Annotated in this window: 15 protein-coding genes; 10 read left to right on the top strand and 5 right to left on the bottom strand. The window is 30.4% G+C overall.

Going from position 1 to position 16124, the window contains the following annotated elements; translation table 11 throughout:
* Positions 1-77: 77 nt before the first annotated feature.
* From SJY17_RS10870 to SJY17_RS10860, 3 genes are all read right to left on the bottom strand, one after another.
* On the bottom strand, positions 78-647 hold the full coding sequence (locus tag SJY17_RS10870) for a porin family protein (protein WP_397362582.1): 570 nt from the start codon (positions 645-647) through the stop codon (positions 78-80).
* 33 nt (positions 648-680) lie between these two features.
* Positions 681-2303: a S41 family peptidase gene (locus SJY17_RS10865; RefSeq protein WP_397362581.1), complete on the bottom strand. Its 1623-nt coding sequence runs from the start codon at positions 2301-2303 to the stop codon at positions 681-683.
* A gap of 147 nt (positions 2304-2450) precedes the next feature.
* Complete coding sequence (locus SJY17_RS10860; RefSeq protein WP_397362580.1) at positions 2451-2909, bottom strand: Lrp/AsnC family transcriptional regulator; 459 nt, start codon at positions 2907-2909, stop codon at positions 2451-2453.
* A gap of 158 nt (positions 2910-3067) precedes the next feature.
* Here SJY17_RS10860 and SJY17_RS10855 point away from each other — a divergent pair, with 158 nt between their 5' ends.
* The gene (locus tag SJY17_RS10855) at positions 3068-4267 is read left to right on the top strand and encodes an aminotransferase class I/II-fold pyridoxal phosphate-dependent enzyme (RefSeq protein ID WP_397362579.1); all 1200 of its coding nucleotides are present in this window, start codon (positions 3068-3070) and stop codon (positions 4265-4267) included.
* Between the two features lie 88 nt (positions 4268-4355).
* Here SJY17_RS10855 and SJY17_RS10850 read toward each other — a convergent pair whose 3' ends face one another.
* Entirely contained in the window at positions 4356-5378 is a 1023-nt protein-coding gene (locus tag SJY17_RS10850; RefSeq protein ID WP_397362578.1) for a metal-dependent hydrolase, read from the bottom strand.
* Positions 5379-5467: 89 nt separating this feature from the next.
* On the opposite strand from SJY17_RS10850, the gene SJY17_RS10845 reads away from it, so the two are divergent.
* From SJY17_RS10845 to SJY17_RS10815, 7 genes are all read left to right on the top strand, one after another.
* Positions 5468-7129, top strand: coding sequence for a Na+/H+ antiporter NhaC family protein (locus SJY17_RS10845; RefSeq protein WP_397362577.1), 1662 nt, complete (start codon positions 5468-5470; stop codon positions 7127-7129).
* A gap of 146 nt (positions 7130-7275) precedes the next feature.
* Positions 7276-7920: a peroxiredoxin gene (locus SJY17_RS10840; RefSeq protein WP_397362576.1), complete on the top strand. Its 645-nt coding sequence runs from the start codon at positions 7276-7278 to the stop codon at positions 7918-7920.
* A gap of 6 nt (positions 7921-7926) precedes the next feature.
* A complete protein-coding gene (locus SJY17_RS10835; protein WP_397362575.1) occupies positions 7927-8235 on the top strand; it encodes a thioredoxin family protein in 309 nt (102 codons plus the stop codon).
* 122 nt (positions 8236-8357) lie between these two features.
* Positions 8358-8615 (top strand): DUF6952 family protein, encoded by a 258-nt coding sequence (locus SJY17_RS10830; protein WP_397362574.1) that lies wholly within the window; start codon positions 8358-8360, stop codon positions 8613-8615.
* A gap of 343 nt (positions 8616-8958) precedes the next feature.
* Positions 8959-9093 (top strand): hypothetical protein, encoded by a 135-nt coding sequence (locus SJY17_RS10825; protein ID WP_397362573.1) that lies wholly within the window; start codon positions 8959-8961, stop codon positions 9091-9093.
* 212 nt (positions 9094-9305) lie between these two features.
* Positions 9306-10133, top strand: a complete 828-nt coding sequence (locus SJY17_RS10820) for a DNA adenine methylase (RefSeq protein WP_397362572.1) — start codon at positions 9306-9308, stop codon at positions 10131-10133.
* A 3-nt stretch (positions 10134-10136) separates the two neighbouring features.
* Complete coding sequence (locus SJY17_RS10815) at positions 10137-12485, top strand: DGQHR domain-containing protein (protein ID WP_397362571.1); 2349 nt, start codon at positions 10137-10139, stop codon at positions 12483-12485.
* 91 nt (positions 12486-12576) lie between these two features.
* On the opposite strand, the gene katG is transcribed toward SJY17_RS10815, so the two are convergent.
* Positions 12577-14772: a catalase/peroxidase HPI gene (katG, locus tag SJY17_RS10810; RefSeq protein WP_397362570.1), complete on the bottom strand. Its 2196-nt coding sequence runs from the start codon at positions 14770-14772 to the stop codon at positions 12577-12579.
* A gap of 219 nt (positions 14773-14991) precedes the next feature.
* Between katG and tpx the strand changes: the two genes are divergently transcribed.
* Together tpx and SJY17_RS10800 are read left to right on the top strand one after the other, a co-directional pair.
* Positions 14992-15492: a thiol peroxidase gene (tpx, locus tag SJY17_RS10805; RefSeq protein WP_397362569.1), complete on the top strand. Its 501-nt coding sequence runs from the start codon at positions 14992-14994 to the stop codon at positions 15490-15492.
* A gap of 233 nt (positions 15493-15725) precedes the next feature.
* Positions 15726-16094, top strand: coding sequence for a diacylglycerol kinase (locus SJY17_RS10800; protein ID WP_397362568.1), 369 nt, complete (start codon positions 15726-15728; stop codon positions 16092-16094).
* The last annotated feature ends 30 nt before the right edge of the window (positions 16095-16124 follow it).

Genomic DNA, 16124 nt, shown 5'->3' with positions numbered 1-16124 from the left:
GCTTTCGTGGAATTTAATATCTGTTTTAAGTATTACAAAAGTACGATTTTGAATTATTCTGTACCAAAGACTTGTTGCTAATTTTTAAATAAATAAGCAAAAGAAAACTGAAATACTCTATTATGATTTTTATAGTTTACAAATTCTTGGTCTTCAATTAAATTACTTAATCCAAAATAATAACGTAAACCAATTAAAAATCTAGTATCTGTTTTAAAACCAAAACCTAAATTAAAACCAAAATCTGTTTGATTGACGTTTGTAATATCATTGTAAAAACTAGAAGAACCAACAGTTTTTACTGCACCTAAGGAATATGCAGCTTGTGGTCCAGCCTCTAAATAAAAATTAGATACAGGATAATACCTAAAACTTATTGGTACAGAAATATAATTTAAAATGACATTTTCTGCTCCTATAGAAGAAAATAGTATTTCTGGAGCTAGATTAAGTTTGTTATTAATCATAATCTCTCCTGTTACTCCAAAATGAAAAGAAAACCTAGAATTATACTCCTCTGAAAAGTCTCCTGAAATATTAGAGTTATTTCCTCCTAGTTTAATACCAAAATAAGATGGTTTACTGTCTTCTTGTGAGGCACAAATTGTACTAATAAATAAAAAGACAAAAGCTAGGTTTCGTATCATAAATTTAAATTTTTAGAATACAATAATACAACTTTACTTTTTCCCTTCTATGTCTTCTAAAATCCAATTTAATTCTGGATCAACATTGTTTAAACGATCTTGATAAGTAGGCAGTATCTCTATATCTGGTTTTACTCCATAACCATCTGGATTGTTTTTGTATGAGGTATCCATATGCATTAACCCAATTCTTGCTTGTATTTTTGTGTTTGGTAATTCGTATGTTTTATACATTCCTGCAACAGTCCCATTGTATGCTCCACCAGTCTCTTCTCCTACAAAGGTTGCTCGTTTATCACCATGCAATTTAGAAGATATAACTGAAGATGCAGAAAAAGAATTACCATTAATTAAAACATAAATTTTACCTTTAAAATTCAATTCTTTAGGCTCTTGCTCTTTAGCAGATTTAAACCTATACATCAGTTTTTTATCTTTTTTACTTACCCTTAAAACATCTATTACTGCTAAACCTGGTGATAAAATTCCTGCAATAGCTTTAGTTGCTATAGTGTTTGAATTACTCATTAACATTTTTAATATTGGAAATCGAGTGTTAAGTTCACTTTTATTTAAAAATGTATAATTTACATCTGTTAAGTAGGAGTATAAATAGTCGATTTCGGCTAGACGACCTCCAAAATTATCTCTTAAATCAATAATTAATGTTTCTGTTTTTAAAGAATCTAATGTTTTAAAAACATCATCATAAAACCATTTGTATCGTCCATCTTGAAAGCTTCTTATTTTCATTAAAGCTATAACACTATCCTTACCGACAAAATCTAAATTTCTATTATACACCTTTACTTCTGGCATAAACTTTACTGGTTGAAAGCCATATTTACTATTGAATTTTTTCTTTGCTTTAAATTTTGCTTTTCTAGCTTTTTTTTCTGCTTTAAGTACAGCTTTAGATTTACTTGCATTTGCTATTTTGATAGAATCTCTTTTAATAGAATCTCTTTTTATCTGAATAGAATCTTTTGCTAACCTTCTTTTATACTTTTTTACAAAAGTAGAATCGTCATTTTTTAATGTTAATGATATACTATCAAAACGTCCTTTATCATAAACATAAAAACGCATAAAACGTTTACCAACAACTCTATTATGTAGAGTGGTATTATAACCATCTGAAGCTATTAGCTTTTTGTAATCTTTAATTAAATCCTCTGGTGTTTCGTCTTCAACTTTTATAACCTCAGCATTTTTTAAAATAGAATCTTTTCCAATTGCATTAGCTATAAATAACTTGTTATCTAGATATTCAAAATCTAAATTAGTAATATCAAATCGCATTGCTCTAAGTTTCTTCCTTTCTTTTTTATGAAATTGCTTACTTGGAGGAGATACAGACATATGACCTTGACCAACATATTTTGTAACCGTTGCCAATTGTTTGTAAAACGTACGACTGTCCATTGGTGTAGTAATCGCTTTTTTTAAGCTGTCAAATTTAAAGTCTAAAGTTTCTTTTGGTGTAAATTGGTATAAACGTGGATGGTTACGTTTTAGTTGTGTGTAAACTTTATCAATATCGTCCTGTAAATCTTCTACAGGATGTAATTTTGTGACTTGTAAATTGTACTTCTCTATACTAGAGCAAGAAGCTAACAATAATATAACACTAAGGTAACTAAATAGTTTTTTCATATAATAGCGATTTTAAATTGATGTTTATATTTATATAGACGCAAAAAAGAAAGAAATGGTTGCTTTGTTTAGTGCTTAAATAATTTTAAAATGAAAACAAATAATGTGCCATTAAAAAAAATAAAACAAATGCGTTACTTTGCTTGACTACACAGGAATGGCAGTTGTACTTTTAACTTCGCTAATTACAAACATACTATGTGTACTACCAATATGGTTGATATTTGTTAATTTTGTGACCATAAACTCTCTAAAAGCTTCCATATCTTTTACCATAACTTTTAATATATAGTCATAGTCTCCACTAATGTGATGACACTCTAAAACTTCAGTTAAATTAGCTACATCTTTTTCAAATTGCACCACATACTCTTGTTTGTGCTGTGATAGTTTAATGTGGCAAAAAGCAACAAAACTTTTATCAATCTTTTCTTTTTTAACTAAAGCAACATACTTATTTATTACACCATTATTTTCTAGTTTTTTAATACGTTCAAAAACTGCTGTAACCGATAAATTTAATTTACCTGAAAGTTCTTTATTGGTTTGTTTACTGTCGTTTTGTAATAATTGAAGGAGTTTTCTGTCTATTGCATCAAAATTCATAATGGAAAAATTTTCAGTTTAATTGAATTAAAATCAAATATAATTAATTTAAATCTACTATTTAAAACAAAACTAGTTTTATATTCCTAATAATTAAACATCTATTGATTATTAATCTAATAATGATGATATTTGGTGTAATCAATTAAACGACAATTATGAAATTTAAACCAGCAAATAACATTCAGGATTTACAATACTTTGGAGAATTTGGAGGTGTAAACCCTTCAATATCAGACTCTTCAACTTACACATTTTTATCAGCAAAAACCATGTTTGATACCTTTGAAGGTAATGCAGATGGTTGTTACCTATATTCTAGACACTCTACGCCTTCCAACCTTTATTTAGGCGAAGCACTTGCAGCTATGGAAGGTACAGAAACTGCAAATGTTACAGCTTCCGGAATGGGAGCCATTACACCTGTAATCATGCAACTTTGTGGAGCAGGAGATCACGTTGTTTCTAGTAGGACTATTTATGGAGGAACCTATGCTTTTTTAAAAAACTTTACACCACGTTTTAATATAAAAACTTCTTTTGTAGATATTACAAAATTAGATGTTGTGGAAGCTTCAATAACTCCTAATACAAAAATTATTTTTTGCGAATCTGTTAGTAATCCTCTACTAGAAGTTGCAGATTTAAAAGGTTTAGCAAAAATTGCTAAAAAACATAATTTAAAATTAGTGGTTGATAATACGTTTTCGCCATTATCAATTTCACCAGTGCAATTAGGTGCAGATATAGTAATACACAGTTTAACAAAATTTATTAATGGATCTAGCGATACTGTTGGAGGTGTTGTTTGTGGTACGCAAGAGTTTATTAATGATTTACGAAATGTAAACGATGGAGCATGTATGTTATTAGGTAGTACAATGGATAGTTTGCGATCTGCTTCTGTTTTAAAAAACCTTAGAACATTACATATTAGAATGCAACAACATAGTCTAAATGCTACTTATTTAGCCGAAAAATTTGAAGCGTTAGGTTTAAAAACAGTATATCCAGGTTTAGCATCGCATCCATCTCATAGCTTGTTTAAATCTATGATGAATGATAAATACGGTTTTGGAGGTATGCTTACCATTGATGTTGGATCATTAGATAAAGCAAATGCTTTAATGGAGTTGATGCAAGAAAAAAACCTTGGCTATTTAGCAGTTAGTTTAGGTTTTTATAAAACATTATTCTCTGCTCCTGGAAGTTCTACTTCTTCTGAAATCCCTGAAGATGAACAAGCAGAAATGGGTTTAAGCGATGGATTAATTAGATTCTCTATAGGGTTAGATGCAGATATTGAACGTACTTACCAAATGATGAAAACTTGCATGGAACAGTTAAATGTTATTTAATTTTTCAACTTATCAAATAGATAAAAAGCCTAAACTAATACGTTTAGGCTTTTTTACTTAATAAAATAATTAGTTTCTTTTAAAGATATTACTTCCCTTTTGCACGCTCTAACATTGTAGACAAAACAGATTTAAAAACGTCTTTTTTTGGTGTAAAAGGTGCCATATCTAATCGTGTTTTATCTTTAAACAACTTCAAACTAAACACAGACGTGTTTGAGCCATCTTGATTAATTATTGGGTATCTTAAATCGTTATAATGATAAGTGTTGTTTTCACTTTTATAAACACTATAATATTGATTACTAAACCAAGCTAAGTCTTTTATACCTTTGTAATCAGAAGGTTTTAAATCGCGTTGCTTAGGTAAGGATTGCCAATCAGAAAAACGGTTGTCTTTATCAAACAAAGAATAGTAAGCCACATGATAAGTCGTATCTGTTTCTGCAATACCATACCATAAAACATTATTAAAAATAGTGGGTTGTGTACTAAATCTAGAAGCATCAATGTTTTGACTTACTAAAGATTTTTTAAAAACTGAATCTACATATAGTTTATTACCTATGGTAAACAGCATATATACAGAGCTTATTCCAATACCTAACTTTAACCATTTTTTACGCTTAGGATTTTGTCTTTTAAAAAACATTAAAACAATCATACAAACCAAAAATGGTAAGGTATAAATTGGATCGACTACAGCTATATTGTTAAAGGCGACACGATAATTGCTAAAAGGTGCAAATAATTGTGTTCCGTAAGGTGTAAAACAATCTAAAATAGGATGCGTAAATAGCGACCAAAAAAACAAACTAATCCAATTATTTACAGTGGTTGTGTGTTTCCTTTTTCCAGAATTATATAATTTAAATACAAGCCAACCAACTATAAAAGCAGCCAGAATTGAAAACAAAATAGAATGCATGAATCCTCTATGAAACAGCATAGCATCAATTTTATTACCATATAAAAGGTTTCCAATAAAAACATCTAAATCTGGAATAGTACCTCCTATTGCTCCAAAAAGCAAGGCTTTATTTCCTATTTTCTTTCCTAAAACAGCTTCTCCACAAGCAGCTCCAAGTACAATCTGAGTAAGTGAATCCATATAATTGGCTAAGTTACAACCTGAAATTGAATTTGCATAACATCTAGTAAAATCGTAACATTACATCTCTTAAAAAACTAACGACAACTATGCAAGACGACAATCTTTCTGAAATCAATATCCAAGACCAAAAAATTATAGATAATAAAGAGTTAAACATTTGGGAAGCCTTAATACCTGTAGTCCTTTTAATGTGTATGTTAGCTTACAATATATTTTTTGCAGATGGAGAAGCGTTAGGAGGTTATTCTAATCAATATATTTTATTAATTGCTGGTGCGATTGCTGCTATTGTTGGGTTTTATAATAAAGTTTCTATTAATGGTATGATTAAAGAAATTTGGGAAAACCTAAAAAGTGTCTTTGTCCCAATTATGATTCTTTTTTTGGTTGGTGCTTTAGCAGGCACATGGCTTATTAGTGGTGTTATTCCAGCAATGGTATATTATGGTTTACAAGTATTAAGTCCAGAAATATTTTTACCTGCTTCTGTTGTTATTTGTGCTATTATATCTATTGCAACAGGAAGTTCTTGGACTACTTCTGCAACCGTTGGTATTGCCTTAATTGGTATTGGAAGTGCTTTAGGTATAAATCCAGGAATGATTGCAGGTGCTGTAATCTCTGGTGCATATTTTGGAGATAAAATGTCGCCTTTAAGTGACACCACTAACCTTGCTCCTGCTATGGCTGGAACAGATTTATTTACTCATATCAAATACATGAGCATTACTACTGTACCAACAATTATCATTACAATTATTGCTTTTTCTATTATGAGTTTTACTATTGAATCAACTGGTAGTTCTGACACTTCTTTTATTTTAGAAACGATTGATAAATATTTTAATATTACACCTTTACTTTTCTTAGTTCCTGTAGCTGTTGTTGTGTTAATACTTTTAAAAGTTAAACCATTAGTAGCATTAGTTTCTGGTGTTGTACTTGCAGCTATATTCGCGTTTATTTTTCAGCCTAAACTTATAGAGTCAATAACAGACTCTTCTAGCAAAACGGTAATAACATCTGTTTTAACAGATACAAACATAGAGATTGATAATACAAAGTACCTTTCAGTTTTATCAACATCAGATATAGAAAAAATTAATAGTAACGAAGATCTTAAAAATCTATTTTCAGATGACGTTTTAAAAGGATCTCATACAATAGAAAGCTTAAAAGAATTCTTAGCACCAGACTATAAAGACAAAGCAGTCATCCAAACTAAAGCGGAAAATTTAGATAAGCTAATTACTATTAAAAGGTTAAAAAAACTGTTTAGTGCTGGAGGAATGAACGGAATGCTTTGGACTATCCTTTTAATTTGCTGTGCAATGGTATTTGGTGGTATTATGGACGCTATTGGTGCCTTATCAAGGATCACAAAAGAACTATTAAAATTAGCAACCACAGTATTTGGTTTATTTGCTGCTACAGTAGCAAGTTGTTTAGGTTTAAACGCTATTGCAAGTGACCAATACTTAGCATTAGTAATTCCTGGTAAAATGTTTAAAAAAGCATACGAAGATAAAGGGTTAGCTCCAGAGAACTTAAGTCGTACCTTGGAAGACTCTGGAACTGTAACCTCTGTTTTAATACCATGGAATACCTGTGGAGCATACCAATCTGGTGTGTTAGGTGTTGGTGTTGCAGAATACTTTGTGTACGCTATTTTTAATTGGTTAAGTCCTTTTACAACATTATTCTTCGCTGCACTTAATATTAAAATAAGACAATTAAAAGCTAAATAACTGTAAATTATCACTTTAGCTTTTTACTATAATAAAAGCCTATAGTCTAATAAAATTTTAAAATTTTATTAGACTTTTTTTATTGCTGTTCAACTGTATATTTGCACTCTTAAAAAACAAAACAATAATTATAAAATTTTAAAATAATGGCAATAGTAGGAAAACAGTTTCCAGATTTAAACGTAGACGCAATGAACGAAATGGGTGACACCTTTAAATTAAACGTTCTTGAAGAAGCAAAAAACAACAAGAAAAAAGTACTTTTATTCTGGTACCCAAAAGATTTTACTTTTGTTTGCCCAACAGAATTACACGCTTTTGAAGCTGCTAAAGCAGAATTTGAAAAACGTAACACAATCGTTATTGGTGCCTCTTGCGATACTCCAGAAGTACACTTTGCATGGTTAAACACACCAAAAGATAATGGTGGTATTGAAGGTGTAACGTACCCAATTTTAGCAGATTCTAACCGTAACCTAGCCTCTACTTTAGGAATTTTAGATATCTCTAACGAAAAGTACAACGAAGACACAGGTGTTGTAACTGTAGATGGAGACAATGTAACTTACAGAGCAACTTACGTTATTGACGAAGATGGTGTTGTACAACACGAAGGTGTAAACAACATGCCAATTGGTAGAAACGTAAACGAGTTTTTACGTATTATCGATGCATTAACACACGTACAAGAAAAAGGAGAAGTTTGTCCTGCAAACTGGGAAGAAGGTAAAGATGCAATGTCTGCTAACAGAGCAGGAACTGCTGAGTATTTAGCTGCACACGTAAACTAAGTTATCATGATACAAGAATTAAGTCAAGATAATCTAGCCGAAATTATTGCTGCTAACAATACGGTTGTAGTACAATACTCTGCAACATGGTGTGGTAACTGTCGTATTATGAAACCAAAGGTTAAAAAATTAGCTAGCGAGTTTGACAATATTACGTTTGTTATTGCAGATGCAGAAAAGTTTCCAGAATCTAGACAATTAGCTACAGTAGATAACCTACCAACCTTTGCAACCTTTAAAGACGGAAAATTTGTAAACCAAACACAGACTAACAAATTTGATGTATTAAAAGCATTAGTGGACGAAGTAGCATAATAACAAAAACGTCAGTTCGAGTGATTTTGAGGTACGAAAAATTGTATCGAGAACAGCTTTTGAAACAGCAGTAAATAAAATAGATTTCCGCCTTCGCGGAAATGAAAAAAAACAGATACTCTATGAAATTACCAGTAATAAAACACTTAGCACAATTTATAGAAGACAATGACGAAGACTACATAGTCGAAACCATTGAAACGCTAGAAGCCTTAACCGAAGTACCATCTTTAAAAGATGAAGAACTAGACGTTATTGGAGAGCTAATCTCTAATATGTATGGCGCAATTGAAGTTAATAAAATGATTAAAGATGGTGCAACCAAAAAGGATGCAGTAAACAACTTTATGACACGTGTTTTAGGATCTATTGATAAGTAACTATTAGAAAAAGAAAAATTAGTATAACACCATCTTGTGAAAACAAGGTGGTTTTTTTTATGCTTTTTTTTAGCAAATGAGGATTCCCGTAACATAGATTGATGAAACCATTGTAACTTGGTTTTAGTTAAATAAAAATACGTAGTTCTACGTATTTTATTTGTGTAAGAAAAGGTATAGCTTTGTTGGATACTGACTTACAGAATACCAGTAACTATAAACTTAACATATTTAAAGAATATTAGTTGTAAAAGTTACGATATAAATAGTTCTACGCAATTTGAAATAAACATTGTGCTGAACAAATTAAAAAAATTATTAAATTATTAAAAAATAGATAATTATGGCTAAATCTAGCGGAATGAAAAATGCACCAAGTAAAACAGGCAATAAATCTGGAAAAGGAAGAAGTAATGCTCCAGGTAAAACTAGTGGGAATTCAAAAGGTTCCTCTTCAAATTCTAAAGGTGGTTCATAAAAATAATATTTATAGCTGAAGGGGTTACAAAATGAAATAATTAACAAAATTAAAATTTTGCTTGTTTATCATCAAAAAATTATTACATATTTTTACAACACAACTATTAATACATGGATTTATTGATCTTAAATTAAAAAACTAACATATTAACTACAATAGTAATTTTATTCTAAATTTGGTACTACAAAAGTTAAAGACATATTAAGAAATTGAAAGAAGAAACTATAATTATAGAAAAACAAGCAAAACCATTTCTTCGTTGGGCTGGAGGAAAAAGATGGCTACTAAAACAACTTGAAACAATAATAGATATTGATAAGTACAATGCTTATCACGAACCTTTTATTGGTGGAGGATCTGTTTTTTTTAAATTTTCCCCCAAGGTTTCATTTATTTCAGACTCTAACGAATGGCTAATTGAAACATATAATTCAATAAAAGAGAACCCAAATGAAATAATTAAACATCTTGAAAAATTTTCAAAAGAAAAGGAAGAATATTACAAAATAAGAAAAAGGAATTATACAGATCTATTTAAAAAATCTGCTCAATTTATTTATCTAAACCAAATGTCTTTTAATGGGATTTTTAGAGTGAATTTAAGCGGAAAATATAATGTCCCTTTCGGAAACAGAAGTAACTATAATTTTGATTTTGAAAATATTATTTGCGTAAGCTCTGCATTAAAAAACACTCAAATCACTCATTCTGATTTTTCAAATACAATTGATAATATTGAAAAAGGAGATCTGGTATTTCTAGATCCTCCATATACAATTACCCATAATTCAAACGGATTTGTTCAATACAATCAAAAAATATTCTCTCTAGAAGATCAATATAAACTTGCTGAAATGATCCAAGAGATAAAAAACAAAGGTGCATTTTATATTTTAACAAATGCTGCACATAAAAAAGTAAAAGAGATCTTTGATGATTCAGATACACTATTAGAAATATCAAGAGCAAGTGTTATTGGTGGTAAAGGTGCGAAAAGAGGAAAGTATTCAGAATATTTATTTACAAACATTTTATAATTTATGGCATTTTTAAAACAGATTCAAGTTGATGAAATTAAAGAAAAACTTGTAAGTGATGCTTCTAGATTAGGCAAATTATATAAAGCAAAAAAAAGTGAATATCAACATTTAAGTATTGATCACTCATTGGTTGATGGATATTTAAAAGAAGGTTGGGAAACAGAAGGAAAGCCTTTAAAAACTAAAACTAAAATTAGAAAACCTAAAATTCATTCAAAAAAATTTGAAGATGATATTTGGTGTCAACTATACAATTTAGGCTATAGAACCCTAAACTTTGATGAAAACTTTGTTTTACCTTTTTCTAAAAACGAAGAAGATAAAAAACAAATTGATATCATTGCAGTAAATGGTGAAACAATTTTACTAGTTGAATGTAAAGCAAGTGTCAAGTTAAAAAAAGCACCTTCTTATAAAGATGAATTTGACGTTTTAGAACATAGAATGGAGGGATTTATAAAATCTCTTAAACAAATTTTTGGAACTGATAAAAAAATTAAATTCATTTTTGCTACAAGAAACTTAAGAATTAACGTAGATAGTGAAGATTTAAAAAGGTTAGAAAACACAAATACTTTTTACTACAACAATAACACATATGATTACGTTAATAATCTTATAAAAAATTACAAGAATGCATCTCTTTATCAATTTTTAGGATTAGTTTTTAAAAATGAAACTATAAACTTAAATAAAATTGAAATCCCTGCTGTTAATGGAAAAATGGGAAATAAAGATTATTTTATGTTTTCGATAGAACCATCTTTATTATTAAAAATGGGATTTATTTTACATAGAACAAGAGCTAATGAATCTGAATTCCCAACATATCAACGATTATTAGTTCCAAGTCGTTTAAAAGGAATTACAAAGTATATTGATGATGGTGGATATTTCCCAAATTCTATAATCATAAACTTTAATAATAAAAAGAATAAAATAAAATTTGAGCCACATTCAAAAAGTGGAAGCTCAAATTCAAGAACAGGAATGTTAAAAATCCCAAACGCTTATGGCATTGCATACATAATTGATGGTCAACATAGGGTTTATGGATATGCAAATTCTGAATATGTAGAATCAAATACAATTCCTGTTGTTGCTTTTAATGGTCTTGACTCCATAGAGCAACTTGAAATATTTATGGATATTAACCAAAACCAAAAGGCAGTAAGCCCAAGTTTAAGGCTAGATCTAGAAGAAGATTTATATTGGGATTCAGATAGAGCTGACTCACGTTTAAAAGCATTAAGATCTTCCATTATAAAAAAATTAGGTAATTCAGAATCAAGCCCGCTATTTAATAAAATATCTGTTGGAGAAGATAAAGCAATATTAACATTTAAACCTTTTACAACTGCTCTTGCTAATTCAGGTCTTTTACCTAGTGCTAAAGGAAATAAATATAATGAAGATTCTTTAATTGGTAGTTTATACAATACCAACAACCAAAATCACAATCAAGAAATGAATCGTTCAAAAAAGAAAATTGTCGATTTTATAATTCATTGTTATGATTATGTTGAACAAACGTATCCTGAAATTTATAATCGAGATAAATATTTTATTGTATCAAATAGAGGAACTTTTGCATTTATATCATTAATAGGAGATTTAAATAAGTTTGAAACTGGTAAAAATAATTTATCGAAAGAGACAAAATCACTAGATCGTTTTGAAAAAATCAAACCGTATTTAAAAAGTTTATTTGATAGTCTTAGTAAATTATCAATAGAAGAAGAAAATAAGCAACTAACACTTTTAGGTGCTGGGGCTGACACTAAATGGTTACGATATTTTCAGTCATTTGTAAATAACGCTTATCCAAATTATAATCCACCAGAATTGATTGATTGGAAAGAACGTCAAAATGAAGTCTATCAAAGTGACGGAAGAAAATATATTAAAGAAGTTGAAAGGTTTATGAAAAAAAGGATTCTTAAAAATCTTAAAATTCTATTTGAAGATAATTGGGAATTAGAAATTGAAACAATTCAATCAGCTTGTCAACTTAGAGCTAATGCTGAAAACAAAAAAAATTACAAAGACGGAATAAAGAAAAGAGTAGAATGGACAGAAATGTTTAGTATAACAGATTATAAAGTTTTAATTGAAAAATATTGGACTAAAAAACCCGAACCAATATTTGACAATTACATAACCTTTGAAGAAACTTTTGCAATAGATATTGGAATAGGCAACAGAAAACCTGAGCTTCTTAAATGGATTTCTTATTTTAATTCATATAGAAATCAATTAGCACATGAAGGAACTAAAAACAAAGGGATTAATAAAAAAGAAGTTGATGAATTGAAAACAATTTATGATCACTTCTTCGAAAAAAACTAAGTTAAAAAAATTACCCATTCCAAGATAACCCAAACAAAAAAGGAGCGCTTATAAAAGCACTCCTTTTTTTAATACTATTAATCGTTATTGATTATATATCAAAACGATCTAAGTTCATCACTTTAGTCCAAGCAGCAACAAAATCTGTTACAAACTTGTCTTGTCCATCGTTTGCACCATACACTTCAGAGACTGCTCTTAATTCTGTATTAGAACCAAAAATTAAATCGGCTCTTGTACCAGAAAATTTCATAGCGTTTGTTCTTCTATCTCTTCCTATAAATTCTTTTTCTTCGCTAGTGGCTTCTTTCCAAGTTAAAGCAAAGTCTAGAACGTTTGTAAAGAAATCGTTAGTTAAATGTCCTACATTATCTGTAAACACGCCATGTTTAGAACCATCGTAATTAGCACCTAAAACACGTAAACCACCAACAAGAACTGTCATTTCTGGAATAGACAACGTTAGCAAGTTGGCTTTATCAACTAATAAATCTTCAGCAGCAACGTTAAGTTTTGGGTTCATATAATTTCTAAAACCATCAGCTAGAGGTTCTAAATATCCAAAAGACTCTAAGTCTGTTTGTTCTTGTGTAGCATCTCCTCTACCATCCATAAACGGTACAGTAATAGTGTGTCCTGCATTTTTAGCAGCTTGCTCAACACCAACATTTCCGCCTAAAACAATTAAATCTGCAATAGACACGTTTCCGCTAAACTTATTCTGAATAAATTCTAATTCATTTAAAACATTATTTAACTCCATTGGGTTATTTACTTCCCAACGGTTTTGAGGTTCTAAACGTATGCGTGCACCATTGGCTCCTCCTCTTTTATCAGAATCTCTATAGGTTGATGCAGAAGCCCAAGCTGTAGTAACTAATTGCGATATGGTTAATCCAGACTCTAAAATAAGCGTTTTTAATGTTGAAATATCTGTAGCACTTAATGTATAATTTACACTAGGTATTGGATCTTGCCAAATCAGTTCTTCTTTAGGCACTTCTGGTCCTAAATAACGAGAAACAGGTCCTAAATCGCGATGTGTTAATTTGTACCAAGCACGTGCAAAAGCGTCTTCAAAAGCTTTATGATCTTTATGGAAGCGTTTAGAAATCTCTAAATACGTAGGATCCTTTTTTAAAGCCATATCAGCAGTGGTCATCATTATAGTTTGTGTTCCATTAGCATCACCTGCTTTTGGAGCCATTTTAGCGTTTGAAGCTGCTGTAGGTGTCCATTGGTGTGCACCTGCTGGACTTTTAGTTAATTCCCAATCGTAGTTTAATAACACATCAAAATACTCGTTGTCCCAACGTGTTGGATTTGGTGTCCATGCACCTTCTATTCCACTGGTAATGGTATCGTCTAAAACACCAGTACCAAAGCTGTTTTTCCAACCTGTACTCATTTCTTCAATTGGTGCACCATGTGGTTCTTTACCAACATATTTATCAGGATCTGCTGCTCCATGTGCTTTACCAAAAGTATGTCCTCCAGCAACAAGTGCAACGGTTTCTTCATCATTCATAGCCATACGACCAAAGGTAATTTTAATATCATGTGCAGATTTTAATGGATCAGGTTCTCCATTTGGACCTTCTGGATTTACATATATTAATCCCATATGAACAGCACCTAAATGACCTTCTAAATCGCCATCACTAGTATCATAACGGTCGTCATTATCTAACCATCCTGTTTCACTTCCCCAATAAATATCTTGTTCTGGTTCCCAAACATCTTCACGTCCACCAGCAAATCCAAAGGTTGGAAATCCCATAGACTCTAATGCACAGTTTCCTGCCAAAATCATTAAATCTGCCCAAGAGATTTTGTTTCCGTATTTCTGTTTAACAGGCCATAATAATAAACGTGCTTTATCTAAGTTACCATTATCTGGCCAACTGTTAAGTGGTGCAAAACGTTGTGTACCAGAACCTGCTCCACCACGACCATCACCAACTCTGTAGGTTCCTGCACTATGCCAAGCCATTCTAATCATAAATGGTCCATAATGTCCATAATCTGCAGGCCACCAATCTTGTGACTCTGTCATTAAAGCAGTGACATCTTTTTTAAGTTGGTTATAATTAACACTATTAAAAGCTTCAGCATAATTAAAATCGTCTCCCATTGGGTTGGATTTTGAGCCATTCTGACGCAAAATATTTAATTTCAATTCGTTAGGCCACCAATCTCTATTACTGGTTCCTCCTCCTGCTGGCTTTTTTTGTGTTCCACTTAAAAATGGACATTGGTCTGCACTTCCGTTACTATTATGATCCATATTATTTTGTTTTATTAGTTTATGTCTATAAAATTAACCATTTAAAGCTTTGATTATACATTTGTAAAATTGATTATCCTTATTTTTTAATAGTTTTTAATTATCACAAGCTAATCAATCAATAATTAATATCTATTTTTAATGTGTTAAATTAATATAATCTTAAGCTTTTAATTTAAGTTTAATGTCTATTTTTAGCTTTCATAAAAACAACAAAATATGGCATCAATAACATTAGGAGGAAATCCAGTAGAAACTTCTGGAACCTTACCAAAAATAGGAGAAAAAGCTCCAAATTTTACTTTAACAGCAACAGATTTGTCTACTAAATCATTATCTGATTATAAAGGACAAAAAGTGGTATTAAATATTTTTCCGAGTATAGACACAGGTACTTGTGCTGCTTCTGTACGCGAGTTTAACAAAGTTGCTGCAGATATGGAAAACACTACAGTATTATGTATCTCTAGAGATTTACCATTTGCACAAGCACGTTTTTGTGGTGCAGAAGGATTAGAGAATGTTGAAAATCTTTCGGATTATAAAACTAATGCGTTTAGTAAAGACTATGGTCTTGATTTTACAACTGAACCTTTAGAGACATTACACTCTAGATGTGTTGTAGTTATTGACGAAAACGGAATTGTACAATACACAGAACAAGTTCCTGAAATTGCTGACGAGCCAAATTACAAAGCGTCTTTAGAAGCTTTGAAATAATTATTAAATTAAATTACAAAGCCTCTTTCGAGGCTTTGTAATACTAAAAAGTCAGTTCGAGTGATTTTGAGGCACGAAAAATAGTATCTAGAACTTTTTTAATTAAAACTCTTAATCACGATACAAATTTTACTCATTTACAATCGTAAAACTCACTAGAATTGACAATTTTTTAAAACGAGTAAAAGATTAAATTAATACCAAACTTTAAAAGAACAATCATAACCCTTTTGATGAGTAAAAAAGAACCTTTTATTATCAACCGTTTAAAAAGTGTTGGCTACGCTTTTAAAGGCATGATGCTACTTTTAAAAACAGAAGCTAGTATTAAAATACAATTTGTAATTGCTTTAATTGTTACTGGTTTAGGTTTTTATTTAAATATTAGTGCAACAGAATGGATCATGCAATGCTTTGCTATTGGATTAGTGATGAGTATTGAAGGTGTCAACACAGCAATAGAAGCTATTGCTGATTTTATACATCCAGAACATCACACAAAAATTGGTTTTATAAAAGATGTTGCAGCTGGAGCAGTCTTTATAGCTTCAATAGCAGCTTCTATAATAGGATTGATAATTTATATTCCAAAGCTATTTTAAACAATTATCCATTAGGATAAACGTTAACTA

It is taken from the genome of Olleya sp. R77988 (assembly GCF_044594215.1).
Taxonomy (GTDB): Bacteria; Bacteroidota; Bacteroidia; order Flavobacteriales; family Flavobacteriaceae; genus Olleya.
This window is presented reverse-complemented; position numbering and strand designations above follow the sequence as displayed.

Bases quoted from the DNA above. Each gene is read 5' to 3' on its own strand.
- SJY17_RS10870 (WP_397362582.1), bottom strand. From the start codon at position 647: ATGATACGAAACCTAGCTTTTGTCTTTTTATTTATTAGTACAATTTGT.
- SJY17_RS10865 (WP_397362581.1), bottom strand. From the start codon at position 2,303: ATGAAAAAACTATTTAGTTACCTTAGTGTTATATTATTGTTAGCTTCT.
- SJY17_RS10860 (WP_397362580.1), bottom strand. From the start codon at position 2,909: ATGAATTTTGATGCAATAGACAGAAAACTCCTTCAATTATTACAAAAC.
- SJY17_RS10855 (WP_397362579.1), top strand. From the start codon at position 3,068: ATGAAATTTAAACCAGCAAATAACATTCAGGATTTACAATACTTTGGA.
- SJY17_RS10850 (WP_397362578.1), bottom strand. From the start codon at position 5,378: ATGGATTCACTTACTCAGATTGTACTTGGAGCTGCTTGTGGAGAAGCT.
- SJY17_RS10845 (WP_397362577.1), top strand. From the start codon at position 5,468: ATGCAAGACGACAATCTTTCTGAAATCAATATCCAAGACCAAAAAATT.
- SJY17_RS10840 (WP_397362576.1), top strand. From the start codon at position 7,276: ATGGCAATAGTAGGAAAACAGTTTCCAGATTTAAACGTAGACGCAATG.
- SJY17_RS10835 (WP_397362575.1), top strand. From the start codon at position 7,927: ATGATACAAGAATTAAGTCAAGATAATCTAGCCGAAATTATTGCTGCT.
- SJY17_RS10830 (WP_397362574.1), top strand. From the start codon at position 8,358: ATGAAATTACCAGTAATAAAACACTTAGCACAATTTATAGAAGACAAT.
- SJY17_RS10825 (WP_397362573.1), top strand. From the start codon at position 8,959: ATGGCTAAATCTAGCGGAATGAAAAATGCACCAAGTAAAACAGGCAAT.
- SJY17_RS10815 (WP_397362571.1), top strand. From the start codon at position 10,137: ATGGCATTTTTAAAACAGATTCAAGTTGATGAAATTAAAGAAAAACTT.
- katG (WP_397362570.1), bottom strand. From the start codon at position 14,772: ATGGATCATAATAGTAACGGAAGTGCAGACCAATGTCCATTTTTAAGT.
- tpx (WP_397362569.1), top strand. From the start codon at position 14,992: ATGGCATCAATAACATTAGGAGGAAATCCAGTAGAAACTTCTGGAACC.
- SJY17_RS10800 (WP_397362568.1), top strand. From the start codon at position 15,726: ATGAGTAAAAAAGAACCTTTTATTATCAACCGTTTAAAAAGTGTTGGC.